Genomic DNA, 23,953 nt, shown 5'->3' on the forward strand with positions numbered 1-23,953 from the left:
AGCCCGCCCCGATGGCGATCGACGCCCCATCTTCTCCCTCCGCCCAGCCCTGGTCCGACCGGCTGCGGCACTCGACCATGATCCTGATCGCCGCGGCGCTGGCGCTCTCGGTCGTGGTTTCGCTCGGCGAATTGTCGGTGGTGCGGGCGGTGACGGTCTTTCTCTGCATTGCCGCTGCCGCCCTGATCCCCTGGCGCCTGCACGACAACGCCGCCTCGCGCGATGACGTCCGCCGCGTCAACCCGGTGGAGAGTGCGGCGGTCGCGGCCGTCGTCGCCGGCATGCCGGATCCCGCCGTGCTGCTCGACCGCGCCGGCCGCGTCATCCATCTCAACGCCGCCGCCGCCCAGCTCGCGCCGGCACTGCGCAAGAACGAGCTCGCGCAGTTCGCGCTGCGCTCGCCGGAGATCATCACCGCGCTGCGCGAGTCGATCGCGACCACCGAGCCGCGGCGCGCGACCTATCTCGACCACGTTCCGGTCGATCGGTGGATGGAACTCATCATCACGCCCGTACCGGTGCCGACCTCGTTCGGCGGCGCCGACAAATGCATGCTGATGACCTTCCACGACCAGACGCCGCTGCGCCGGGTCGAGGAAATGCGCGCCGACTTCGTCGCCAACGCGAGCCACGAACTGCGCACGCCGCTGGCGGCGCTGTCGGGCTTCATCGATACGCTCCAGGGCCAGGCCAAGGACGATCCCAAGGCGCGCGAGCGCTTCCTCGGCATCATGCACAACCAGGCCACGCGCATGGCGCGCCTGATCGACGATCTGCTGTCGCTGTCGCGGGTCGAACTGTCCGCACATGTCCGGCCCGACACCCTCGTGGACCTGTTGCCGATCATCCTCCAGGTCGCCGACGGGCTGGAACCCCTGGCGCGCGAACGCCAGGTCGACGTCGAGACCCATCTGCCGGAGGCGCCGGTGATGATCGCGGGCGACCGGGAGGAACTCCTGCGCCTGTTCGAGAACCTGATCGAGAACGCGCTCAAATACGGCGCCTCGGGCGGACGCGTCATCGTGTCGCTGACCACCCCGGCGGCCACTGACGGAACTCAGGAAATCCGGGTGATGGTGCGCGATTTCGGCCCCGGCATCGCCCCGGAACACCTGCCGCGCCTGACCGAGCGCTTCTACCGGGTTGACGTCGGCGACAGCCGCTCGCAGGGCGGGACGGGGCTCGGATTATCGCTGGTGAAACATATTCTTAACCGTCATCGCGGCCGCCTTTTGATCGAAAGCGTGCCCCGCCAGGGTGCCACTTTCACCGCCTGTTTCCCCCAGGCGAAGCCTTCGGTTTGAGGCTGAAAGTCAAGCGATTTCAATTGCTTGACCGTGTCATCCGACTGTCACGAAACCTTCGTAAAAGCACTACCGACCGGCCCTAAAGGGGGCGGCGCGGGGAGCGCGATCGGGCGCGGATGGCGCTTCGCTCCCCTGTATGGAGACCAGCATGAATTTCATCAAAACTATCGTCGCTGCCGGCTTGGTCGCCGCATCGACGACGGTGGCCTATGCCGCCGACATCACCGGCGCGGGCGCGACGTTCCCGTTCCCGATCTATTCCAAGTGGGCCGACGCCTACAAGAAGGAGACCGGCAACGGTCTGAACTACCAGTCGATCGGTTCCGGCGGCGGCATCAAGCAGATCCAGGCCAAGACCGTGACCTTCGGCGCCAGCGACGCTCCGCTCAAGGCCGAGCAGCTCGAGAAGGACGGCCTCGTCCAGTGGCCGATGGTGATGGGTGCGATCGTTCCCGTCGTCAACATCGAGGGCGTGAAGGCCGGCGAGCTGGTGTTCGACGGCGAGACGCTGGCCAACATCTATCTCGGCAAGATCACCAAGTGGGATGACGCCGCGATCAAGAAGCTCAATCCGAACGTGAAGCTGCCGTCGGACGCGATCACCGTGGTCCGCCGCTCGGACGGTTCGGGCACCACCTTCAACTTCACCAACTACCTCTCCAAGGCCAGCGCGGACTGGAAGAGCAAGGTGGGCGAAGGTACGGCGGTCGAGTGGCCGGTCGGTGTCGGCGCCAAGGGTAACGAAGGCGTGTCCGGCAACATCAGCCAGACCAAGAACTCGATCGGTTACGTCGAGTATGCCTATGCCAAGCAGAACAAGCTGACCTACACCGGTCTCGTCAACAAGGCCGGCAAGCCGGTGCAGCCGACCGTCGAGGCCTTCCAGGCGGCCGCTTCCAACGCCGACTGGGCCAAGGCGCCCGGCTACTACGTCATCCTGACCGACCAGCCCGGCGACAAGTCCTGGCCGATCACCGCGGCGACCTTCATCCTCATGCACAAGGAGCCGACCGACAAGGCGGCGTCGAAGGAAGCCCTCAAGTTCTTCACCTGGGCGTTCAAGAACGGCGCGAAGGCGGCCGAAGAACTCGACTACATCCCTATGCCCGACAGCGTCGTGCAGCTGATCGAGAAGACCTGGTCTGCTGACATCAAGAGCTAAGCTCTTGTCCGGGGCGCGGTGCAGCATCGAGAGCTGCACCGCGACTCTCCAGATACGCGACTTTTCGTTCTCCGCGCCGGCGCCGCAGTCGCGCTCGGGGGCGCAAGACCGATGATCAAAGAACAAGTATATATTGGCAGTGCAGGGGATCGGCGTGGCAGAAATGGCCGTTGAGAGCAATGTAGTTGATGCCGCCGGACCGTATGACCGCGCAAAGGCTTTGAGCGCGTTCAAGCTCGGCGACCTCACATTTTACTGGATCACGCGACTCAGCGCGATCTCCGTGCTGCTGATCCTCGGCGGCATCATCATCTCGCTGATCGTCGGTGCCTTCCCGGCGATGAAGGAATACGGCCTGTCGTTCCTGTGGACGCAGCGCTGGGCGCCGTCGGCCGATCCACCCGTGCTCGGCGCGCTCGGACCGATGTACGGCACGCTCGTGACCTCCTTCATCGCGATGCTGATCGCCATTCCCGTCGGCCTCGGCATTGCGATCTTCCTGACCGAGCTGTGCCCGCAATGGCTGCGCCGCCCGATCGGCATGGCGATCGAGCTGCTGGCCGGCATCCCTTCGATCATCTACGGCATGTGGGGCTTCTTCGTGCTGGGCCCGTTCCTGGCCAACACCTTCCAGCCCTTCATGATCAAGATCTTCGACGGCGTTCCCGTGCTGGGGGCGATCTTCGCGGGTCCGCCGTCCTATCTCAGCCTGTTCAACGCCGCGCTGATCCTGGCGATCATGGTGCTGCCGTTCATCACCTCGATCTCGGTCGACGTGTTCAAGACGGTGCCGCCGGTGCTCAAGGAAGCCGCCTATGGCGTCGGATGCACCACCTGGGAAGTCGTCCGCAGCGTGGTGATCCCCTACACCCGTGTCGGCATCATCGGCGGCGTCATGCTGGCGCTGGGCCGCGCGCTCGGCGAGACCATGGCGGTGACGTTCATCATCGGCAACTCGTTCCGGATCTCGTCATCGATCTTCGCTCCGGGCACCACGATCTCGGCGGCGATCGCCAGCGAGTTCGCCGAGAGCGACGGCCTGCACCAATCCGGCCTGATCCTGCTCGGCCTTCTGCTCTTCGTGCTGACGTTCTTCGTGCTCGCAGGCGCCCGGCTGATGCTGCTGCGTCTCGAAAAGAAGGCGGGGAAGTAACATGAACCCGATTTACGTACGCCGCCGCCGCAAGGACATCGTGGTCCGCGGGCTCTGCGTCGCCGCGGCCGCCTTCGGCGTCACCTGGCTCGCGCTGATCCTGATCACGCTGCTCTACAACGGTCTGTCGGGCCTGAACTTCCAGATCTTCAGCGAGAACACGCCGCCGCCCGGCTCGACCGAAGGCGGTCTGCTCAACGCCATCGTCGGCTCGCTGATCATGACCGTGCTCGGTGTCGGCATCGGCGCTCCGCTCGGCCTGTTCGCCGGCACCTATCTCGCCGAGTACGGCCGCAACGACAAGCTGACGTCGGTGATCCGCTTCATCAACGACATCCTGCTTTCGGCGCCCTCGATCATCATCGGCCTGTTCATCTACGGTGCGGTGGTGGTGCCGATGCGCGGCTTCTCGGCGATCGCGGGTGCGCTGGCGCTTGCCGTCATCGTCATCCCGGTGGTGCTGCGCACGACCGAGGACATGCTGCTGCTGGTACCGAACGCACTGCGCGAGGCGGCCTCCGCGCTCGGCCTGCCGCGATCGCTGGTGATCAAGCGGATCGCCTATCGTGCGGCGCGCTCGGGCCTGATCACCGGCGTACTGCTCGCCACGGCGCGCGTCGCCGGCGAGACCGCGCCGCTGCTCTTCACTGCGCTGTCGAACCAGTTCTTCAGCCTGGATCTGACCAAGACGATGGCGAACCTGCCGGTCACCATCAACAACTTCGTTCAGAGCCCCTACGCCTACTGGAAGCAGCTTGCCTGGAGCGGCGCGCTGCTGATCACGCTCACCGTGCTTGCCCTGAACATTGGCGCGCGCATCCTTGGCGCCGAGAGGACCGCAAAATGACCGAACTGTCCGTATCCGTGAGTTCCAACGCTCACCTGGCTTCGCAGCAACCGCTGCCCGAAGCCCCCGCCAAGGTGACTGTTCGCAACCTCAACTTCTACTATGGCGAGCACCACGCGCTGAAGAACATCAACCTGGCGCTGGGGACCAACCGCGTCACGGCGTTCATCGGCCCGTCGGGCTGCGGCAAGTCGACCCTGCTGCGCATCTTCAACCGGATGTACGACCTGTATCCGGGCCAGCGCGTCACGGGTCAGCTCATGCTCGACCAGACCAACATTCTCGATCCCAAGCTGGACCTCAACCTGCTGCGTGCCCGCGTCGGCATGGTGTTCCAGAAGCCGACGCCGTTCCCGATGACGATCTACGAGAACATCGCCTTCGGCATCCGCCTCTACGAGAAGATCTCGAAATCCGAGATGGACGATCGCGTCGAGAAGGCGCTGCGCGGCGGTGCGCTCTGGAACGAGGTCAAGGACAAGCTCAACGCCTCCGGCCTTTCGCTCTCCGGCGGCCAGCAGCAGCGCCTGTGCATCGCCCGCACCGTCGCGGTGCGGCCCGAGGTGATCCTGTTCGACGAGCCCTGCTCTGCGCTCGACCCGATCTCGACCGCCAAGGTCGAGGAGCTGATCCAGGAACTGTCCGAGAACTACACGATCGCGATCGTCACCCACAACATGCAGCAGGCGGCCCGCGTCTCCGACAAGACCGCCTTCATGTATCTCGGCGAGCTGATCGAGTTCGACGACACCAGCAAGATCTTCACGTCGCCGACTGACCGGCGTACGCAGGATTACATTACCGGCCGGTTCGGCTGAGGAGACAGGACATGGGTTCTGAACATACCGCTAAGGCCTTCGACACTGACCTCCAGGAACTCACTCGCCTGGTTGCCGAGATGGGCGGCATCGCCGAGCGCATGATCGTCGATTCCGTCGACGCGCTGATCCGGCGTGACGTTGCCCTCGGACAACGCGTCGTCACCATCGACGCCGAGCTCGACGCGCTGCAGAAGAAGATCGAGGAGCGTGCCGTGCTCACGATCGCACGCCGCCAGCCGATGGCGGTCGATCTGCGCGAAATCGTCGGCGCGATGCGCGTCGCCACCGATCTCGAGCGCATCGGCGATCTCGCCAAGAACATGGGCAAGCGCGTCGCGGCGCTGGAGACGGATTTCCATCCGCTCAAGCTGTTCCGCGGCCTGGAGCACATGACCGACCTCGTGCAGCAGCAGGTCAAGTCGGTTCTGGACGCCTACGCCGCGCACGACCTGCCGGCGGCGATGACGGTGTGGAAGGGCGACGAGGAAGTCGACGCCATCTGCACCTCGCTGTTCCGCGAGCTCCTCACCTACATGATGGAGGATCCGCGCAACATCTCGTTCTGCATCCACCTGATGTTCTGCGCCAAGAACATCGAGCGGATCGGCGACCACGCCACCAACATCGCCGAGACCGTGTTCTACATGATCGAAGGCCAGGCGATCGCGGACAAGCGCCCCAAGGGCGACATGACGACGTTCGCCACGACGGTCCCGAACACCTGAATCCTCAAGGAGCGACGACCCCATGGGCGCACGCATTATGGTGGTTGAGGACGAGGAAGCTCTGACCGAGCTTCTTCGTTACAACCTCGAAGGCGACGGCTATGACGTCGAGACGGTGATGCGCGGCGACGACGCCGACACCCGCCTCAAGGAACACATCCCCGACCTGATCGTGCTCGACTGGATGTTGCCGGGCCTGTCCGGCATCGAGCTGTGCCGGCGCCTGCGCACGCGCCCCGAGACCAAGCAGCTCCCGATCATCATGCTCACCGCGCGCGGCGAGGAGAGCGAGCGGGTGCGCGGGCTTGCGACCGGAGCCGACGATTACATCGTCAAGCCGTTCTCGGTGCCGGAATTGCTGGCACGCGTGAAGGGCCTGCTCAGGCGCGCGAGCCCCGAACGGCTCGCCACCGTGCTCGCCTATGGCGACATCGAGCTCGATCGCGAGAAGCGCCGCGTGGCGCGCTCCGGCCGGCCGATCGATCTCGGCCCGACCGAATATCGCCTGCTGGAGTTCTTCCTGGAGCATCCCGGCCGCGTATTCTCGCGCGAGCAGTTGCTCGACAGCGTCTGGGGCCGCGACATCTACATCGACGAGCGTACGGTCGACGTGCATATCGGCCGTCTGCGCAAGCTCCTCAATCTCGGCCGCGAGCAGGACCCGATCCGCACCGTGCGCGGCGCGGGCTATGCGCTTGACGATCGCTTTGCGAAGGCCGAGCAGACGTAAGTCTGTGAGCTGGTTTTGATGATGCGATGTGGCGGACTGCCGCCACATGTGCCCGGCGTCGTCATCGCCGGGTGCGCAGATGCGCATGGAAGCCGGGACCCGTAGTCGCCAAATACGGTTTGGCGAGGACCCGGGGTTATCCCTTTTTACGCAAGAACTGAGTGCTCAGAGTTTGGGTCGCCGCCCTCGTGTGCTTTCGCGCGCTAGACCGGGATGACACCGAACTTGTCGAGCCGCCGTCGCGCGGCGGCTCCAGCTTGATCTCAATCCAGCCTCAGCGCGTGCCCGGCTTGGCCGGTGCACGGCGGCGATCCGCCGCGGGCTGATACGCGACGCGCGAGTGTTGCGCGCAATAGGGCAGGCCCGAGAGCGCCTTGCCGCCGCAGAAGAAGAAATCCGGGCTCGAGGGATCGCCGACCGGCCAGTGGCAGGTCGCCTCGTTCAATTCGAGCAGCGACAGCCGCTGGCTCATCGGCACCACGTTGTCGTAGGTGACCGGATCGGGCTCGACCTCGACCTCGAAGGCCTGGGCCAGCGCGGTATTGCCGCGCGAGATCGGGCGGGATACCCGCATCATGTGCTGCGCCGGCCGTGCCTTGCGCGGGCGGGGCGCCGCCGAAGAGGGGCTCTTGGCCCGGCCGGACAGGCCGAGCCTGTGGACCTTGCCGATCACGGCGTTGCGGGTGACATTGCCGAGTTCGGCCGCAATCTGGCTGGCCGAAAGTCCGGCCTCCCAGAGTTTTTTCAACTGCTCGACGCGATCGTCGGACCAGGTCAAAACCGTCATTGCACCCTTTCCTTCGCCGGCGCCTGCCATCCTGGGGCCGCACAGCGAATGCCTAAGCCTCGAAAAACCCGTGCCGCCAGAATCCCTTAAGGCTCGCCGGGCGTGACCAGAGCGCCCGAACGTTTACGCCGGTACATGAGGACTTAGAGGATCAGAACTGCTGCACGAGATGTCGTATCTGACAAGCCAAACGCTACAATATGGCGTGACTCGCGCGCAAGAGTCCGCCGACTCGCTTCCACATGTTCCGTGGTCAAATCCCACGAAATCGGTACCGCAAGACTACGGTTTCTGCATTTCGCTGGGCTTTCCGGGCGGCATTGACACCCGTCTTACCAGGCATAAGATAGTGACACGTGCCGCCCTTAAAAGGCGGCACGTTTCGTTTTCCGGACCGGTCAATGGTGCGCTGCGCAAGGCGTTTCAGGCCGGTCTCAACATCCAAGTGATCGCCATGACCAAGAGCGCCGCGCCGCATCTGCTTCCCGTTTTCGCCAGAGCCGACATCGGTTTCGAGCGTGGTGAGGGCTGCTGGCTGATCGCGACCAATGGCGAGCGCTATCTCGATTTCACCTCGGGCGTGGCGGTGAATGCGCTCGGTCATGCCCATCCCGTGCTGGTCAAGGCGCTGCAGGAGCAGGCGACGAAGCTCTGGCACATGTCGAACCTGTTCCAGAGCCCGGACGGCGAGAAACTCGCCGCGCGCCTGTGCAACGAGAGCTTCGCGGACTTCGTGTTCTTCTGCAATTCCGGCGCCGAAGCGCTGGAGGGCGTCATCAAGCTGGTTCGCCACTATCATTTCTCCAAGGGGCATCCCGAGCGTTATCGCATCATCACCTTCGAAGGCGCCTTCCACGGCCGCACGCTGGCGACGCTGGCCGCGACGGGGTCCGCAAAATATCTCGAGGGTTTTGGTCCGCCGATGGATGGTTTCGACCAGATCCCGCACGGTGACATCGAGGCGGTAAAGAAGGCTATCGGCCCGCAGACCGCCGGCATCCTGATCGAGCCGATCCAGGGCGAGGGCGGCGTGCGTTCGGCGCCGCCTTCCTTCCTCAAGGCGCTGCGTCAGATCTGCGATGAGAAGGGTCTGCTGCTCGCGTTCGACGAGGTGCAGACCGGCATGGGCCGCACCGGCGATCTCTTCGCGCATCGGCGCAGCGGCGTCACGCCCGACGTGATGTCGCTGGCCAAGGCGCTCGGCGGCGGCTTTCCGATCGGCGCGGTGCTGGCGACCGCCGATGCTGCGGCCGGCATGGGGCCGGGTTCGCACGGCTCGACCTTCGGCGGCAATCCGCTCGCGATCGCGGCCGCGAATGCGGTGCTGGACGTGATGCTCAAACCCGGCTTCTTCGATCAAGTGCAGAAGATGTCGCTGCTGCTCAAGCAGAAACTCGCCTCCGTGATCGACCGTCATCCCGATGTCGTCAGCGAAGTCCGCGGCGAGGGGCTGCTGATCGGCATCAAGGCCGTGGTGCCCTCGGGCGACCTGGTCGCCGCGCTGCGCAATCAGAAGCTTCTCACCGTCGGGGCGGGCGACAACGTCGTGCGCTTCCTGCCGCCCCTGATCGTCACCGAAGCCGAGATCGAGGACAGCGTCGGGCGCCTCGAGCGCGCCTGTGCCGCCCTGTCGTCCGGCAACCAGCGGGCGGCAAGCTGATGAGTACGCCCAAGCACTTCCTGGATATCAACGAGCTCCCGCTTTCGGAGCTCAAGCGCATGCTGGCCGCCTCTTCGGCGATGAAGGCGAAGCAGAAGGCGCATCAGCCGGTCAAGCCGCTCGAAGGCAAGACGCTGGCGATGATCTTCGAGCGCCCCTCGACCCGCACGCGCGTGTCGTTCGACGTCGCCATGCGCCAGCTCGGCGGCGAGCCCATCATGCTCACCGGTGCCGAGATGCAGCTCGGCCGCGGCGAGACCATCGCCGACACCGCGCGCGTGCTGTCGCGTTATGTCGACGCCATCATGATCCGCATCCTCAATCACGAGGCCCTGCTGGAGCTGGCGGCCTATGCCACCGTGCCCGTGATCAACGGCCTGACGCGTCGTTCGCATCCCTGCCAGGTGATGGCGGACCTCATGACCTATGAGGAGCATCGCGGCCCGATCGAAGGCAGGACGGTTGCCTGGACCGGCGACGACAACAACGTGCTGGCCTCCTGGGCCCACGCCGCCGAGCGCTTCAAGTTCAAGCTCAATGTTGCGACGCCGCCGGAGCTCGCGCCGAAGAAGGTGATGCGGGACTGGATCAAGGCAACGGGTGCGCCGATCGTGCTCGGCACCGATCCGGAAGCCGCCGTGCGCGGCGCCGACTGCGTCGTCACCGACACCTGGGTGTCGATGGGCGACAAGGAGGGCGAGCATCGTCACAACGTGCTCAAGCCGTATCAGGTCAATGCCAAGCTGATGTCGCTGGCCAAGCCCGACGCGCTGTTCATGCATTGCCTGCCCGCGCATCGCGGCGAGGAGGTCACCGACGAGGTGATCGACGGTCCGCAGTCGGTCGTGTTCGACGAGGCCGAAAACCGCCTGCATGCGCAGAAGGGCATTCTGGCTTGGTGCTTTGACGCGGTGAAGTAGAACGCTGGGATCCCGGCGGCTACTCGATACACGATTGTTGTCCCGGCGAATGCCGGGACCATACCGCGAAATCTCTCTGTGGCAGGCTGGAGGAGGCTGATGTTCTTCGCCAAACCAAGTCCTGTGGCTATGGGTCCCGGATCCGCGCTCGCTTTGCTCGCTTGTCCGGGATGACATCGAGCGTGAGTCTGCTTGCCTTACAGCCGGAACACACCATTTCGCGCCCCTTCCATTTTCCGCCCTCCGACCCCAGATAGAGCGCCATGGTTTCCCAATCTCCTGACATGAAAACCGGGTCTGAAGGTCCGGTTCGCGCGCCGTCAGCGGTTCCCATCGATGACACGGCGCTGCCTTATGAGGTCGACGCGCTCGATGTGCGCGGGCGGCTGGTGCGGCTCGGCCCGGCGCTCGACGAGATCCTGACCAAGCACGATTATCCCGCGCCGGTCGGCAAGCTGCTCGGCGAGGCGATCGTGCTGACGACCCTGCTCGGTTCGGCGCTGAAGTTCGAAGGCCGTTTCATCCTCCAGGCCCAGACCGATGGCCCGGTGTCGTTCCTGGTCGTGGACTACATGGCGCCGGATCGCCTGCGCGCCTATGCGCGCTTCGACGATGCGCGTCTTGGCGAGGCACATGATTCCGGTGCGCTGCTCGGCCGCGGCCATCTTGCCATGACCATCGACCAGGGGCCCGACATGAGCCGCTATCAGGGTCTGGTCGCCCTCGACGGCGGCAGCCTGGAAGATGCGGCCCACGAATATTTCCTGCGTTCCGAGCAGATCCCGACGCGCGTGCGTCTCGCGGTCGGCGAGGAATGGCGTTCGAGCGACGGCGGCAAGCACCGCTGGCGCGCCGGCGGCATGCTGATGCAGTTCCTGCCCAAGGCGCCGGAGCGGGCACGGCAGGCCGATCTGCATCCCGGCGATGCGCCCGAAGGCGTCGAGGTGCACAGTGTCGCCGAGGACGATGCCTGGGTCGAGGCGCGCTCGCTGATCGAGACCGTCGAGGACGTCGAACTGATCGATCCCGAACTCTCCGGCGAACGGCTGTTGTACCGGCTGTTCCACGAGCGCGGCGTGCGCGTGTTCAATCCGCTGCCTTTGAAGGCGCAATGCTCCTGCTCACGCGAGGCGGTGGCTGCGATGCTGAAGAGTTTCTCGCCGGACGACCGTGTCGCCATGGTCAAGGACGACAAGGTCGTCGTGACCTGCGAATTCTGCAGCTCCGTCTATCAGTTCACGCCGCACGAAGCGGGCGTGGAAGACGCATAACGCGCGCGCTGTCATCGCCCGCCAAGGCAGGCAAGCCGGTACGCCGAGAGACGACTGATTGAATCGAGAGGTCGCGGTATGCTGGATGCCCTGGCCGAGCTCGGGCATGACGATTGCGGGTGTGATGCGCTGACCATGACGTATCCGCCCGCCTGGTTCAGTTCAGCACCCGCTTGTTGTCCGGACTGTCCAGCGAGAAGGTCGGTACGTCGATTTCGAAGCGCTCACCGCTTTCGTTGACCATCTGGTAGCGGCCGGTCATGAAGCCCGACGCGGTCGAGAGCGGTACGCCCGAGGTGTATTCGAAGCGCTCGCCGGGCGCGAGGACCGGCTGCTCGCCGACCACCCCTTCGCCCTTCACCTCCTGCTGCCGGCCGGAGGAATCGGTGATGATCCAGTGCCGGGTCTTGAGCTGAACGGTCTCTTCGCCGGAATTGACGATGACGATGGTATAGGACCAGAAATAGCGGGAACGCTCGGCCGACGATTGCTCCGGAACATAATTCGGCTCGACTGTCACTTCGATCTGGCGGGTCACGGCGCGGTACATGTCCGCCATCATACCGAAATCCGTGCCGGGAACCAAACGTCGCAGCCCTCTTTCGCGACATCGTGCCGCCAGAATTGGCGGGGAATTACACCCCGTTGTGATCCGGCCGCTTTGCGAGGCGGCGGCCGGGCCAGTACACTCCTTGAAGCGTCACGACTTGCGAAAGGGTTTTTGGGCCCCCGATGACCATTGCCGACCAAGTGACGGGATCGCCGATCGCGGGAACCGCGAAGGCGAAGCCGCGCGTCGCCGCGCCGGCCATCACGCTGCCCGCCATCGGCGAGCGAGAGCTCAGGCTCGACCTGTTCCGCGGGCTGGCGCTGTGGTTGATCTTCATCGACCATCTGCCGCCGAACTGGCTGACCTGGTTCACGATCCGCAATTACGGCTTCAGCGACGCCACCGAGATCTTCATCTTCATCTCCGGCTATACCGCCGCCTTCGTCTACGGCCGCGCGATGCTGGAAAGCGGCGTCGTCATCGCCACCGCCCGCATCCTGCGCCGGGTCTGGCAGATCTATGTCGCCCACGTCTTCCTGTTCACGATCTTCCTCGCGGAGATCTCCTACGTCGCGACCAGCTTCGAGAACCCGCTCTACACTGAAGAGATGGGCATCATGGATTTTCTCAAGCAGCCCGACGTCACCATCGTGCAGGCGCTGCTGCTGCGCTTCCGCCCCGTCAACATGGACGTGCTGCCGCTCTACATCGTGCTGATGCTGGCGCTGCCGCTGATCCTGTGGTCGATGAAGTGGAAGCCCGACGTCACGCTCGGCCTTTCCGCCGTGCTTTACGCCGTCACCTGGGAATACGACCTCTACTTCTCGGCCTATCCGAACGGCTTCTGGGCGTTCAATCCGCTGGCCTGGCAATTGCTTTTCGTATTCGGCGCATGGTGCGCGCTCGGAGGCGCGCGGCGCATGTCGCGCATTCTGGCTTCACCGGTGACGATGTGGATTTCGATCGCCTATCTGCTTGCGGCGTTCTACGTGACGCTGACCTGGTATGTGCCGCAGCTGTCCCATCTCATGCCCAAGCGGCTCGAGCAGTGGATGTATCCGATCGACAAGACCGACCTTGACGTGCTGCGCTTCACGCATTTCCTGGCGCTGGCCGCGCTCACCGTGCGCTTCCTGCCGCGCGACTGGCCGGGCCTGAAATCGCCCTGGCTGCGGCCGCTCATCCTGTGCGGCCAGCATTCGCTGGAGATCTTCTGCCTCGGCGTCTTCCTGGCCTTCGCCGGTCATTTCATCCTGGCCGAGGTCTCCGGCGGTCCGGCCATGCATGCGCTGATTAGTCTCTCCGGAATCCTGATCATGTGGGCAATGGCCTGGGTGATTTCGTGGTACAAGCGCGTGGCTGACAAGAGCGGTGCGAAAACCAAAAACGCCGTCGGCAACGCCGATCTGGCGGGAGGGGGCTGATGAAGGCGAAGGTTCTCCTGAGCCTGATCCTGCTGTGCGGTAACCTCGCCGCGCCTCCGGCGCGGGCGGGAGATTCTGCGCCTGCGGTGCCCGCCGCGCCGGCCGCCTGCGAACTGCCGTCCTATCTGCTCGCGACCGACAGCCAGCTTCTCAAGGTCGCCGGTGCCGTCAAGGCAGGCAAACCGCTCGAAATCCTGGTGATCGGCAGCCGCTCGACGACCATCCCCTCCTCGGAAGAGAGTTCCTATCCGGCGCGGATGCAGGCCATCCTGAAGGAAAAGCTGCCACCTGCCGAGGTGGTGCACGTCTCCGTAGAAATACAGAGCAAGAAGACGGCGGAGGAAGCAGCCGCTACCTTCGTTAATCTCATGGAAGCAAAAAAGCCTACTTTGGTCATCTGGCAGACCGGGACGGTGGATGCTATCCGAGCGATCGATCCCGACGATTTTCGTGGCGCAGTAACCGATGGTGTTGTTGCGTTGCAAAATGCGGGGGCCGACGTTGTCTTGATGAATTTGCAGTACAGCCCGCGTACCGAAACCATGATCTCGGCGCCGCCCTATCTCGACAATATGCGCGTGGTGGCGCAGGAGCATGACGTCCCGCTGTTCGATCGTTTCGCGATCATGCGGCAATGGAATGATCAGGGGCAGTTCGACCTGTTCAGTCCGTCGCGCGGCCCTGAACTGGCAAAGCAGGTTCATGATTGCCTTGGCAGGGCGTTGGCGCGGTTCGTGATCGACGCCGCCCATCTGGGTCCGGCCCAGCAGCAAAATTGAGGTCTAGCGTTAATGAGTTCTCTTCGCCCTTTTTGCCTGACGGCGTGGTCGGCCACGCCCGTCGTTGCGGCGCTGCTGTTGCTGGCGCCGGCCTCGCATTCGCCCGCACAGGCGCAGCCCGCGCAGGCAGCTAGCTCTGCTTCCACGTCGGCGTCGCAGACCGCGGTCGCCGCGACCACCCAGCCGTCGTCCTCCACCGAGCGCGGCATCACGGCGCGCGCGATCGACAAGGTGAAGCAGGTCGCCAAATCCGCGGGTGACATCTTCAGCCGCGTGCCCTGCCTGCCGCCCAAGGGCGGTGCGAAGTCGATGGGCTCGCTGCCGCATGTCGCGGGCAAGCTCATCGCCGGCCAGCCCGTCGTGATCGTCGCGTTCGGTTCGTCGTCGACCGCCGGTTATGGCGCGAGCTCGCCGGACTTCAACTATCCGAACCGTCTCGCCGCGCAGCTTCGCCGGCAATATCCGACCGCCGACATCAGCGTCATCAATGCCGGCGTCGGCGGCGAGGACGCGCCCGAGATGATGAAGCGCCTCCAGAAGGAGGTCATCGACGTGCATCCGGATCTCGTGATCTGGCAGGTCGGCACCAACGCCGTGCTGCGCAACCTCGATCCGGGCGACACCGCGAAGCTCGTCGAGGACGGCATCTCCCGCATCCAGGCCGCCGACGAGGCCGACATCGTGCTGGTCGACCCGCAATATTCGCCGGCCGTCACTCAGCGCGCCGAGAGCGCCGGCAAGATGGTGAGGCTGCTCGGCAAGGTCGCTGAGCTTCGCCATGTCGGCATCTTCCCGCGCTTCGAGGTGATGCGCGACTGGCACGAGAAACAGGCGATCCCGGTCGAAAGCTTCGTCATCGCCGACGGCCTGCATATGAACGACTGGGGCTATGCCTGCTTCGCCCAGCTTCTCGGCGACGACATCATCCGTTCGGTCGGCCAGATCAAGCTGGGCATCAACGTGCCGGCGGACGTGCACGCCTATCGGCCGATGTGATTGGCTCTCTCCGTCGTTCCGGCGAAGGCCGGAACGACGCCGAGAGTGTCGTTACGGTCTCACGCTTTCTCCAGAGCCGCCGTCAGGTCCTCGATCAGGTCATCCACGTGCTCGAGGCCCGCGGAGAAGCGGATGAAGCCTTCGCTGATGCCGAGTGCCGCGCGGTCTTCCGGCTTCAGGCGTTGATGCGTCGTGGTGGCCGGATGCGTCACCAGGCTCTTGGCGTCGCCGAGATTGTTCGAGATCTTCGCAAGCTTGAGCTCGTTGAGCACGCGGAACGCCGCGGCCTTGCCGCCCTTCACCTCGAAGCCGACCAGCGTCGAGCCGCCGCGCATCTGCTTCTTCACCAACGCGGCCTGCGGATGATCGGCGCGGCCGGGATAGACCAGCCGCGCGATCTTCGGATGGCTGGCGAGAGTCTCGGCAATGCGCGCTGCCGTATCGGTCTGCGCGCGCACGCGCACGCCGAGCGTCTCCAGGCCCTTCAGCAGCACCCAGGCATTGAACGGCGAGATCGATGGCCCGGTCTGGCGCATGAAATTGTGGATGTGCTCGGCGATGAAGGCTTCCGAGGACAGGATGATGCCGCCGAGACAGCGGCCCTGGCCGTCGATGTGCTTGGTCGCGGAATAGACCACGACGTCGGCGCCGAGCGCGAGCGGGCTCTGCCAGATCGGCGTCGCGAACACGTTGTCGACGACGAGCCGCGCGCCGCCCTTGTGGGCGATCTCGGCGATGGCGGGAATGTCGAGCACGTCGAGCGTCGGGTTGGTCGGGCTCTCCAGGAAGAACGTCTTGGTGTTCGGCTTCAGCGCGCGCTGCCACTGGTCGAGATCGAGTCCGTCGACGAGCGTCGTCTCGATTCCATAGCGCGGCAACAAATCCTGCACGACGTAGAGGCACGAGCCGAACAGGGCGCGCGAGGCGACCACGTGATCGCCGGCCTTCAGCGGCGCCAGGATCGCGGTGGTGACCGCGGCCATGCCGGTCGCCGCCGAGCGGGCGGCCTCGGCGCCCTCGAGCTCGATCATGCGGCGCTCGAACATCGCGATGGTCGGGTTGGAGTAGCGCGAATAGATGAAGCCGGGATCTTCGCCCTTGAACCGCGCCTCGCACTCCTCGGCGCTGTTGTAGACATAGCCCTGGGTCAGGAACAGCGACTCCGACGTCTCGCCATATTGCGAGCGCAGGGTGCCGGAATGGACCAGGCGGGTTTCGGGGCGGTAAGTGGCAGGCGACTTCGACATAGGACCCTCCGACGTGACCACGCGAGCGAAATGGTCACAAAAAAACCGGCCTGGATATCTCCACTGGCCGGGATCACAGAGGTCCCCGGCCTGTTTAGCGACTTATTTAACGTGGCTGCAAGCCGGCCGGCTCAAATCACCACGGGATAAGTCATGCTCTTATTCCGCAATGCCCTTTCCGTCAAGGCGTCCATCGGATAGCCGTAAAAGGTTCATTTTTCCGCGTTTTCGGATGCGTTTTGACCCGAGTTGAGGATCACCGGTTGACGTTCACGGTTGCCGACGACGCCAATGGCATCCTGCCCGACCGCATGATCGCGGCGATGGCGGAAGAGGGGCTCATCCTGCCCGCTTACGACTTCGTCGAAAGCCAGATTCAGCCGGCGAGCCTCGATCTGCGTCTCGGCGACATCGCCTATCGCGTCCGCGCGAGCTTCCTGCCCGGCCCCGGCGCGACCGTCGCCGAGCGCATCGACGAGTTGAAGCTGCACGAGTTCAGCCTGGCCGACGGCGCGGTGCTGGAAACCAATTGCGTCTACATCGTTCCGCTGCTCGAAAGCCTCGCGCTGCCGCCGGATATCGTCGCGGCCGCAAATCCGAAGAGCTCGACCGGCCGGCTCGACGTCTTCACGCGCGTCATTGCCGACGGCACGCGCCGCTTCGACATGATCGGCGCCGGTTATCACGGCCCGCTCTATGCCGAGATCAGCCCGAAGACGTTTCCGGTGCTGGTGCGCGAGGGCTCGCGTCTGTCCCAGGTGCGCTTCCGCACCGGCGATGCGATCCTCAATGCCGACGAGCTCGATGCGCTGCATGGCGCCGAGCGCCTCGTCGACATCGACGATGCCGATCTCTCCGGCGGCGTCGCCGTCTCCGTTGATCTGTCCGGCGAGAAGGCCAGCGGCTTCGTCGGCTACCGCGCCAAGCGTCACACCGGCGTCGTCGATGTCGATCGCCGCTCGGGCTATGCGGTGGAGGATTTCTGGGAGCCGATCTCGGCCCGTCCCGATGGCAGCCTGATCCTCGATCCCGGCGAGTTCTACATCCTCGCCTCGAAAGAGGCGGTGCAGGTGCCGCCCGATTACGCCGCGGAGATGGTGCCGTTCGATCCGCTGGTCGGTGAATTCCGCGTGCACTATGCCGGCTTCTTCGATCCCGGCTTCGGCTATGCCGGCGCCGGCGGGCAGGGTGCACGCGCCGTGCTCGAAGTGCGCTCGCGCGAAGTGCCGTTCATCCTCGAGCATGGCCAGATCGTCGGCCGTCTCGTCTACGAGAAGATGCTGGCGCGGCCCGACGCGATGTACGGCCAGCGCATCGGCTCGAACTACCAGGCGCAGGGCCTGAAGCTCTCCAAGCATTTCCGGGTGTAGCGCCCGCCTCGTCCTCGGCTGTCGTCCCGGCGAAGTCCGGACCCATAACCATGGGCGACGTTCGGCGAAGGATGGTCGTTGCGACCTTTCCGCAAGGCTGTTCCCCGTGCTGATGGGGCCCGGGTCTGCGCTTCGCTTGCCCGGGACGACAGGGTAAAGTACCGCGGCATCAACGACAACAAAAGCCGGGAGCGAACATGACCGCATCAGATGCGGCGCAGGAAGCCCAGTGGAAGCGCTGGCGCGCGGTCGCCGATCTCTATCACGCCTATTTCACCGGTCTCATCCTCACCGTCGTCACGCGGCGCGGCACGGCGGATGCCGCCGAGTTCGTCTTCCGCGTGTTTCGACGCCAGCAGCAGGAGCGCTTCCTGCCCGGGCTCAGGAAGCTCGGGATCGATCATCTGCCGCCGGCGGTGGCGGCCGCGCAGTATCACTACCTCTCCAATTGGATCGGCGGGGTGCATGTCGAATACATGTACGAGAGCGACACCAAGGCCTGGATCCGCTATCCGCCGCCGCGCTGGATCTGGAAGGGCGCCGCGATCTGCGGCGTGCCCGGCGAGGTCAGCCGCGCCATGCTGCGTGGCTGGCACGCCAACAACGGCGTCGCGCTCGGTGATACCAGGCTGGGCTTCGTCTGCACCAAGCAGAGCGTCGACGGTCAGGACGGCCTCGAAGGCTACTACTGCCAGTACGACCATCCGCTCGAGCTGGATCAGCGCCTCGTCTTCGCGCGGCATCTGGAAGCGCCGCTGTTCGAGGCGAGCGCCGCGCCGGCGTTGCCCGTCGCGAGCTGGCCGAAGCCGCGGCTGGAGAAAGCCTTTCGCAACTACGCGATGGAATATGTGCGCACCGCAGCGCCCGTGATGGTGCAATTGTTCGGCCCGGAAGACGCAGGCTATCTCCTGCACCTCACCGGCAAGCTCATCGGCATGCAATATTTCGACGAGGTTGCGGCCGCGCTGTCGGCGACGCGCGGCGGCGCGAAGGAATTCGCGGCGTTTCTGAACGCGCTGTTCGCCGCGCAGGATGATACCGCCGAGACTGCGCAATCCGAGGGCACTGTCGAACTCCGCCAGCAAAGCTGGAAACTGATGGACGACGTCGCCGATCATCATCGCGCCTGCAACAGGGTGCTCGAGGGATTGTTCGAAGGGCTCGCCGCGGGTTGTGGCCGGCACATCGGCGTACACCTGCGCCCGACGGCGGGCGGCCGCCCACCGCTGATCTGGACCATCGGGTAATTCCACGTGCTGAAATGCGCTGTCGCAGGGCACGCCTGCGCCCGCCGCAGGAGGAATCGCGCCGCACCGTGCTAACAAGTCGCTCCCCGCGCCTTTTCGCGGGAAGAAAATCATTGGCACACCGCTTGATTGATGCGCCGCGAATGGCGCCTGTGCTTCCGGAGAGGAAATGTCCGACATCGCCGAGATCCCGGTCGATGAACAGGAGCGTCCGTTGCCGCCGCCACCGCAGCCGGTGCGGAGCGCGCTGACGGACGGGCCGATCCTGCGCACATTGCTCGGACTCGCCTGGCCGAACGTGGTCGCGCTCTCCGCCGGCACCTGCGTCGTGATCGCGGAGACGTCCTATATCGGCCGGCTCGGGGTCGAGGCGCTGGCCGCGATGGCGCTGGTGTTTCCGACAGTGATCCTGACCATGACGATGTCGGGCGGCGCGATGGGCGGCGCCGTGGCATCGGCGATCGCGCGCGCGCTCGGCGCCGGCGATCGCGAGCGTGCCGGCACGCTCGCCGCGCATGCGCTGCTGATCGGCATCACCTTCGGCCTCGTCTTCATGCTCGGCATGCTGATCTTCGGACCGCGTGTCCTGGAGCTGCTCGGCGGCCGCGGCGATGTGCTGTCGCACGCGATCGCCTACACACAGGTGTTTTTCGGCGGCGCCGTGCTGCCCTGGCTGCTCAACACCATGGCCGGCGTGTTGCGCGGCACCGGCAACATGAAGCTGCCGTCGCTGCTGATCCTCAACTCCGCGGTCTGGCAGGTCCTGCTCGGCGGCACGCTGGGCCTCGGGCTCGGGCCGGTGCCGCAGCTCGGCATGCGCGGCGTCGCGGCCGGCGCGCTGATCGCCTATTCGATGAACATCTGCGTGATGGGCTGGTATCTGTTTTCAGGGCGTGCCCGTGTCGTGCCGAAGCTGCGCGGGCTTCGCATCCAATGGTCGATGTTCTTCGACATCCTGAAGGTCGGCGCCATCGCCTGCTTCTCGCCGCTGCAGTCGGTACTGACGATCTCGATCTTCACCCACATGCTGGCGAAGTTCGGCACCGCGATCCTCGCGGGCTACGGCATTGGCGCGCGGCTCGAATTCCTGCTGACCTCGATCGCATTCTCGTTCGGCATCGCCTCGGTGCCGATGATCGGCATGGCGGTCGGGGCCGGCCGCATCGCGCGCGCCCGGCGCATCGCCTGGATCGCGGGTGCGTCCGCATTCGTCGCCGTCGGCGTACCGGCATGCCTCGTCGCGATCTTCCCCGACCTCTGGGTCAACATCTTCACCGACAACGCCACCGTGCGCGCCGCCAGCCACCAATATCTCTCGACGGTGGCGCCGTTCTACGCCTTCATCGGTCTTGCCTCGACGATGTATTTCTCCTCGCAGGGCGCAGCCAAGGTGATCGGACCGGTGCTGGCGCAGACCGCGCGTCTGGCCTACATCGCCGCCTGCGGCTGGTGGCTGTCGACGCACGATGCCACCGCGCAGGGTTTCTTCTGGCTCGCCGCAAGCTCGATGGTCGTGCTCGGCCTGCTCTCGTGCTCCAGCGTGGTGCTGACGCGCTGGGGCCCTCGCGAGATCAAATCCGCGATCAGGCCGGCACTGTCGGGCGCGACGGACTAGCGACGCCTGTGGCGGCGATGACCGCCGCCGCCGACATTGGCGAGCCGTATCAGCTGCGGGATCATCGCCATCATGTCCCCGCCACCGCCGCCGCCCAGCATGCCCATGATGTCGCCTCCGCCCATGCCGCCGATCCCGGCCGGCGCATAGCCGCCGCCCATCGGCGTGTAGCCGCCGTAATTGGGCGCGCCGAAGCCGCCGCCGAAATTGCCGGCACCGAGGCCACCCATGCCGCCGCCCATCATCCCGCCGAATCCGCCGCCGCCATTCTCCATCATGCGGCTCATCATCGGGCCCATGGTCTGCATCATCATGGCGAAGCGCCGCTTGCCCATCTTCGCCTTCATCATCTCCAGCATCGGCGCCATCTGGGTCATCATGTCCTCACCGCCGGCGCCGCCGCCGAAGCCCGCGAACTGCGCCTTGGCCGGCGAGCTCGCGACCGAGAACAACAGCAGCACTGCGGCTGCCTGGCAGATCACTTTGTCAGCACCTCTCATGGCATGCTCCTCGCGTGCGCAGCTCCGCCGGGAGAGTGGAGCCCATCGGACGCACGCGGTCATGGTTAGAGCCGGCGCAGGCAAGGCTCTGTGAGAAAAATCACAGAGGCCGGGTGAGGAAGCGCTACGCCGCGGGCGCAAAGGCTCTGTGCATGGCGGCCACCGCCTCCCTGGCCTGTCCCTGGACGTAAGGCGCGAGCTCGTTCGGCAGCATGTCGATGATCCAGAGCAACCGGCATCGCGTCTCGCCGTCGGAGATCACCTGCACCGATGCGCTGTAATGCGTCAGCCGCTCGCTGCTGATGGCATAGACCAACCGCTGCCGCGCATCGTCGCAATCGACCAGCGTCTCGCGCGCCACCGAACCGTTGGCGAAAGTGACGATCCGCGCATCGCCGTCGAGGGTGCAGGCGGCGACGAAGCCCGGCACCAGCCGCTGATGCAGCGCGCCGAAATCGCGCACGGCGTCCCAGACGTCGTGCGCGGAAGCGGCGAGGGGCACGTCGTTGTGGATGGAGGCCATGAAGGTGTCCTTCTCGTTGGATGCCGCCACAACCACCGCCATTGCGAGGAGCGTTTGCGACGAAGCAGCAATCCAGAGTCAGCCGGTCTGGATTGCTTCGCTGCGCTGCAACGACGCGGCGCGGCTGGAAATCGTGGGGTGGGCAAAGACGGCATAGCGCCGTGCCCACCACGCATCGTCGTCGCACTCGGTTGGCGGGTACGCTGCCCACCCTGCGAATGTGCGCGCTTGGCAGTGCTTACGTACAGACGGCCTCGACATTGTTGCCGTCGGGATCGATCAGGAACGCCGCATAATAGGTCGGGCTGTAGTCCTTGCGCGGGCCGGCGCCGCCATTGTCGCGGCCGCCGCTCTTCATGCCTTCGCTGTGAAATGCCTTGACCGCGTCGTGGTCCTTGGCCCGAAACGCGATGTGCGTGCCGTCGGCCTTCCGTCCCTTGTTCAGATGCAGCCAGAGCGCCGGCTCGCCCTTCGGCCCGAAGCCGGCATAGCCGTCTCCGCTGGAGCACAGGACGTAGCCGAGCGGGGCCAGCACCGCGGTGTAGAAGCGCGTCGCGGCCTCGAGATCGGCAACGCGTAATCCGATATGGTCGTACATGGTGGTCTCCATTGCAGAGCGCGCCGCGAGAAGCGCGCGCAGGAGACGAACCTACTCAGTTGAGGGCGAGCCGCTCTTGGAGAATCTTGCGCTCGCCTCGTGATGCCTGGCGGAACTTCGTTGGTGACACGCCAGCAGCGCGGTGGAAGGTGCGGACGAAGTTGGAGAGATCGCCGAAGCCGACGTCATAGGCGATGTCGGTGACCGCGATGCCGTCGTCGGCGAGCAGCCGCGCGGCATGCCGCAGGCGCGAGCGCACCAGATATTGGTGCGGCGTGACGCCGAGCACGCCCGAGAACAGCCGCAGGAAGTGGAACGGGCTCAGGCCCGCCTGGCTCGCGGCCTGCTCCAGATCGACCTCGGCATGCGAATTCTCGTCGATCCACAGCGCGGCCTCGACCGCGCGGCGACGGTCGCGCGCGGTGGGCGGGCCCTGCCTGCGCGCCTTGCCGGAGGCGATGTCGACGAACCGGCCCGCCAGGATCTGGCCGACCTCGTCGAGACCGATGTCGCTGTTGCCGTCCGCGGCCGTCTGGGCCAGTTCGCCCAGCACCATCAGTTCCGGCAGTGGCGGCGTTGCGCCGACACGCCAGGCCTCACGTCGTCCGCCGAGCGCATCGACAAGCTCCTCGCTGAGGAAAAACGACAGGCAGACGTCGCCGCAGACATGCTCATGCGTGCAGGTGTATTCGTCGCCGGGAGCGCCGACCAGCATCGAGCCGGCCACCAGTTCGAAGAAGCCGGCCCGGCAATGGCAGCCGAAACTGCCCGAGCGGACATAGGCGATGGAATGGCCGGTGCGGCACTCGGCGAATGGCTTGTCGCCCGGTCCCGCATCGCAGCGAAGCTCGGAGACCGTCATCGAGGGCGTCGTCAATAACGTGGTCGCGTCCATCCCGCCTATCTAGGAAGGAGCCCTCGGCGGGGCAACGGGCAGCAGCACCTCGAACAGCGTCTTGCTGGCGATCGGATGGGCGCCCTCCAGCGACAGCAGGCGCCGCTTGGAGATCACGCCGCCGTAGGGCGAGAGCCGGTCGGTGTAATTGCCGGCCTCGAGCACCCGGTGACAAGGCACGATGAGCATGAACGGGTTCTTGACGATCGCCTGCGCCACCGAATGCACGGCGCCGGATGCCCCGAGCGTCTTGGCGATCTCGTGATAGGTCCGCGTCTCGCCGCGCGGGATCGCGCAGGTCGCTTCATAAACGCGCCGGTCGAAGGCAGGCAGGCCGCCGGCATCCAGGCTGACGTCGGAAAAATCGGGATCGCTGCCGTGCAGCAAGGCCGCGATGCCGTCGATCGCAAGCTCGGCATTGTCGGACGGTCGCTGCTCGCGTGCGTCGGGGTGAATCTGGAAAATCCGGCGGCGGGTATCGATCTCCCGGACCTCCGGCAATTGCACGGCCATCACGCCGGTCTCGCTCCAGACGATGCCGCAGCGGCCGATGGCCGTGTCGAATATCGCGTAACCGCGCCCCACCATGCACACGCCTCACAAAGTGCACGTTTCTCCCCAGACACAGATCATAACACCGTCACAATCCGGCGCACGTAGAATCTTGCCAAGACGTTAACAACCGTCAGGCGGGGCACGCCAAAGCGCTTGGCGGGACGCGCCGTCTCGGCTAATCAGGAGGAGCGCGAGGCGCATCTCGCGGGCGTAGTTCAATGGTAGCAGCTTCCCAAGCTGTTCAGTAGCTCGCTCGTCATGCACCATGGTT

The 23,953-nt window shown here is 65.2% G+C and carries 25 protein-coding genes and 1 riboswitch; of the genes, 17 read left to right on the forward strand and 8 right to left on the reverse strand.

The window, feature by feature from the left end:
* The first annotated feature begins 11 nt into the window (after positions 1-11).
* From QM712_RS14870 to phoB, 7 genes are all read left to right on the forward strand, one after another.
* Positions 12-1,304 carry an ATP-binding protein gene (locus QM712_RS14870; protein WP_415023868.1) on the forward strand — a complete coding sequence of 431 codons (1,293 nt, stop codon included), beginning with the start codon at positions 12-14 and terminating at the stop codon, positions 1,302-1,304.
* A gap of 151 nt (positions 1,305-1,455) precedes the next feature.
* Positions 1,456-2,469 (forward strand): phosphate ABC transporter substrate-binding protein PstS, encoded by a 1,014-nt coding sequence (gene pstS, locus QM712_RS14875; RefSeq protein ID WP_415023869.1) that lies wholly within the window; start codon positions 1,456-1,458, stop codon positions 2,467-2,469.
* A 163-nt stretch (positions 2,470-2,632) separates the two neighbouring features.
* Positions 2,633-3,622 carry a phosphate ABC transporter permease subunit PstC gene (gene pstC, locus QM712_RS14880; protein ID WP_415023929.1) on the forward strand — a complete coding sequence of 330 codons (990 nt, stop codon included), beginning with the start codon at positions 2,633-2,635 and terminating at the stop codon, positions 3,620-3,622.
* 1 nt (position 3,623) lies between these two features.
* A complete protein-coding gene (pstA, locus tag QM712_RS14885; protein WP_415023870.1) occupies positions 3,624-4,469 on the forward strand; it encodes a phosphate ABC transporter permease PstA in 846 nt (281 codons plus the stop codon).
* Entirely contained in the window at positions 4,466-5,287 is an 822-nt protein-coding gene (gene pstB / locus QM712_RS14890) for a phosphate ABC transporter ATP-binding protein PstB (protein ID WP_415023871.1), read from the forward strand. The genes pstA and pstB overlap by 4 nt, the downstream gene beginning before the upstream one ends.
* A gap of 11 nt (positions 5,288-5,298) precedes the next feature.
* Positions 5,299-6,015: a phosphate signaling complex protein PhoU gene (phoU, locus tag QM712_RS14895; protein ID WP_415023872.1), complete on the forward strand. Its 717-nt coding sequence runs from the start codon at positions 5,299-5,301 to the stop codon at positions 6,013-6,015.
* A 22-nt stretch (positions 6,016-6,037) separates the two neighbouring features.
* Positions 6,038-6,745 (forward strand): phosphate regulon transcriptional regulator PhoB, encoded by a 708-nt coding sequence (phoB, locus tag QM712_RS14900; RefSeq protein WP_074122952.1) that lies wholly within the window; start codon positions 6,038-6,040, stop codon positions 6,743-6,745.
* Positions 6,746-7,019: 274 nt separating this feature from the next.
* Here the strand turns inward: phoB and QM712_RS14905 are convergent, their stop codons facing one another.
* Positions 7,020-7,532: a GcrA family cell cycle regulator gene (locus tag QM712_RS14905; protein WP_415023873.1), complete on the reverse strand. Its 513-nt coding sequence runs from the start codon at positions 7,530-7,532 to the stop codon at positions 7,020-7,022.
* Positions 7,533-7,986: 454 nt separating this feature from the next.
* On the opposite strand from QM712_RS14905, the gene QM712_RS14910 reads away from it, so the two are divergent.
* The 3 genes from QM712_RS14910 (at position 7,987) to QM712_RS14920 (ending at position 11,383) form a co-directional block, all read left to right on the forward strand.
* Positions 7,987-9,192, forward strand: a complete 1,206-nt coding sequence (locus QM712_RS14910) for an aspartate aminotransferase family protein (protein ID WP_415023874.1) — start codon at positions 7,987-7,989, stop codon at positions 9,190-9,192.
* Positions 9,189-10,112, forward strand: a complete 924-nt coding sequence (gene argF, locus QM712_RS14915) for an ornithine carbamoyltransferase (protein ID WP_415023930.1) — start codon at positions 9,189-9,191, stop codon at positions 10,110-10,112. The genes QM712_RS14910 and argF overlap by 4 nt, the downstream gene beginning before the upstream one ends.
* Positions 10,113-10,375: 263 nt before the next feature.
* A complete protein-coding gene (locus QM712_RS14920) occupies positions 10,376-11,383 on the forward strand; it encodes an Hsp33 family molecular chaperone (RefSeq protein ID WP_415023875.1) in 1,008 nt (335 codons plus the stop codon).
* Positions 11,384-11,540: 157 nt separating this feature from the next.
* Here QM712_RS14920 and apaG read toward each other — a convergent pair whose 3' ends face one another.
* The gene (apaG, locus tag QM712_RS14925; protein ID WP_415023931.1) at positions 11,541-11,933 is read right to left on the reverse strand and encodes a Co2+/Mg2+ efflux protein ApaG; all 393 of its coding nucleotides are present in this window, start codon (positions 11,931-11,933) and stop codon (positions 11,541-11,543) included.
* A gap of 182 nt (positions 11,934-12,115) precedes the next feature.
* On the opposite strand from apaG, the gene QM712_RS14930 reads away from it, so the two are divergent.
* Genes QM712_RS14930 through QM712_RS14940 form a run of 3 tightly spaced genes read left to right on the forward strand, consistent with a single transcriptional unit; the run spans position 12,116 to position 15,132 of the window.
* Entirely contained in the window at positions 12,116-13,357 is a 1,242-nt protein-coding gene (locus QM712_RS14930; protein ID WP_415023876.1) for an OpgC domain-containing protein, read from the forward strand.
* Positions 13,357-14,136, forward strand: coding sequence for an SGNH/GDSL hydrolase family protein (locus tag QM712_RS14935; RefSeq protein ID WP_415023877.1), 780 nt, complete (start codon positions 13,357-13,359; stop codon positions 14,134-14,136). Before QM712_RS14930 ends, QM712_RS14935 begins: the two co-directional genes overlap by 1 nt.
* A gap of 12 nt (positions 14,137-14,148) precedes the next feature.
* The gene (locus QM712_RS14940) at positions 14,149-15,132 is read left to right on the forward strand and encodes an SGNH/GDSL hydrolase family protein (RefSeq protein ID WP_415023878.1); all 984 of its coding nucleotides are present in this window, start codon (positions 14,149-14,151) and stop codon (positions 15,130-15,132) included.
* Between the two features lie 59 nt (positions 15,133-15,191).
* Here the strand turns inward: QM712_RS14940 and QM712_RS14945 are convergent, their stop codons facing one another.
* Positions 15,192-16,379 (reverse strand): O-succinylhomoserine sulfhydrylase, encoded by a 1,188-nt coding sequence (locus tag QM712_RS14945; RefSeq protein WP_415023879.1) that lies wholly within the window; start codon positions 16,377-16,379, stop codon positions 15,192-15,194.
* 73 nt (positions 16,380-16,452) lie between these two features.
* Positions 16,453-16,532: riboswitch (SAM riboswitch) on the reverse strand.
* 110 nt (positions 16,533-16,642) lie between these two features.
* Here QM712_RS14945 and QM712_RS14950 point away from each other — a divergent pair.
* The 3 genes from QM712_RS14950 to QM712_RS14960 all read left to right on the forward strand — a co-directional run bounded on the left by QM712_RS14950 (position 16,643) and on the right by QM712_RS14960 (position 20,611).
* Positions 16,643-17,749 (forward strand): 2'-deoxycytidine 5'-triphosphate deaminase, encoded by a 1,107-nt coding sequence (locus tag QM712_RS14950; RefSeq protein ID WP_415023880.1) that lies wholly within the window; start codon positions 16,643-16,645, stop codon positions 17,747-17,749.
* A gap of 197 nt (positions 17,750-17,946) precedes the next feature.
* Positions 17,947-18,996, forward strand: coding sequence for a hypothetical protein (locus QM712_RS14955; RefSeq protein WP_415023881.1), 1,050 nt, complete (start codon positions 17,947-17,949; stop codon positions 18,994-18,996).
* Between the two features lie 169 nt (positions 18,997-19,165).
* Positions 19,166-20,611, forward strand: a complete 1,446-nt coding sequence (locus QM712_RS14960; RefSeq protein ID WP_415023882.1) for an MATE family efflux transporter — start codon at positions 19,166-19,168, stop codon at positions 20,609-20,611.
* On the opposite strand, the gene QM712_RS14965 is transcribed toward QM712_RS14960, so the two are convergent.
* On the reverse strand, positions 20,608-21,111 hold the full coding sequence (locus QM712_RS14965) for a hypothetical protein (RefSeq protein ID WP_415023883.1): 504 nt from the start codon (positions 21,109-21,111) through the stop codon (positions 20,608-20,610). The two genes, QM712_RS14960 and QM712_RS14965, sit on opposite strands and share 4 nt — an antisense overlap.
* 124 nt (positions 21,112-21,235) lie before the next feature.
* A complete protein-coding gene (locus QM712_RS14970) occupies positions 21,236-21,634 on the reverse strand; it encodes an SRPBCC family protein (RefSeq protein WP_415023884.1) in 399 nt (132 codons plus the stop codon).
* Between QM712_RS14970 and QM712_RS14975 the strand changes: the two genes are divergently transcribed.
* Entirely contained in the window at positions 21,633-21,791 is a 159-nt protein-coding gene (locus QM712_RS14975; RefSeq protein WP_415023885.1) for a hypothetical protein, read from the forward strand. The genes QM712_RS14970 and QM712_RS14975 overlap by 2 nt on opposite strands.
* Before the next feature lie 81 nt (positions 21,792-21,872).
* Here the strand turns inward: QM712_RS14975 and QM712_RS14980 are convergent, their stop codons facing one another.
* From QM712_RS14980 to QM712_RS14990, 3 genes are read right to left on the reverse strand one after another with little or no spacing between them, the layout of a single operon-like run.
* Positions 21,873-22,232, reverse strand: a complete 360-nt coding sequence (locus QM712_RS14980; protein WP_415023886.1) for a VOC family protein — start codon at positions 22,230-22,232, stop codon at positions 21,873-21,875.
* A 55-nt stretch (positions 22,233-22,287) separates the two neighbouring features.
* Positions 22,288-23,127 (reverse strand): helix-turn-helix transcriptional regulator, encoded by an 840-nt coding sequence (locus QM712_RS14985; RefSeq protein WP_415023887.1) that lies wholly within the window; start codon positions 23,125-23,127, stop codon positions 22,288-22,290.
* A 9-nt stretch (positions 23,128-23,136) separates the two neighbouring features.
* Entirely contained in the window at positions 23,137-23,715 is a 579-nt protein-coding gene (locus QM712_RS14990; RefSeq protein ID WP_415023888.1) for a methylated-DNA--[protein]-cysteine S-methyltransferase, read from the reverse strand.
* Positions 23,716-23,953 lie beyond the last annotated feature (238 nt).

Source organism: Bradyrhizobium sp., assembly GCF_047605465.1.
Taxonomy (GTDB): Bacteria; Pseudomonadota; Alphaproteobacteria; order Rhizobiales; family Xanthobacteraceae; genus Bradyrhizobium.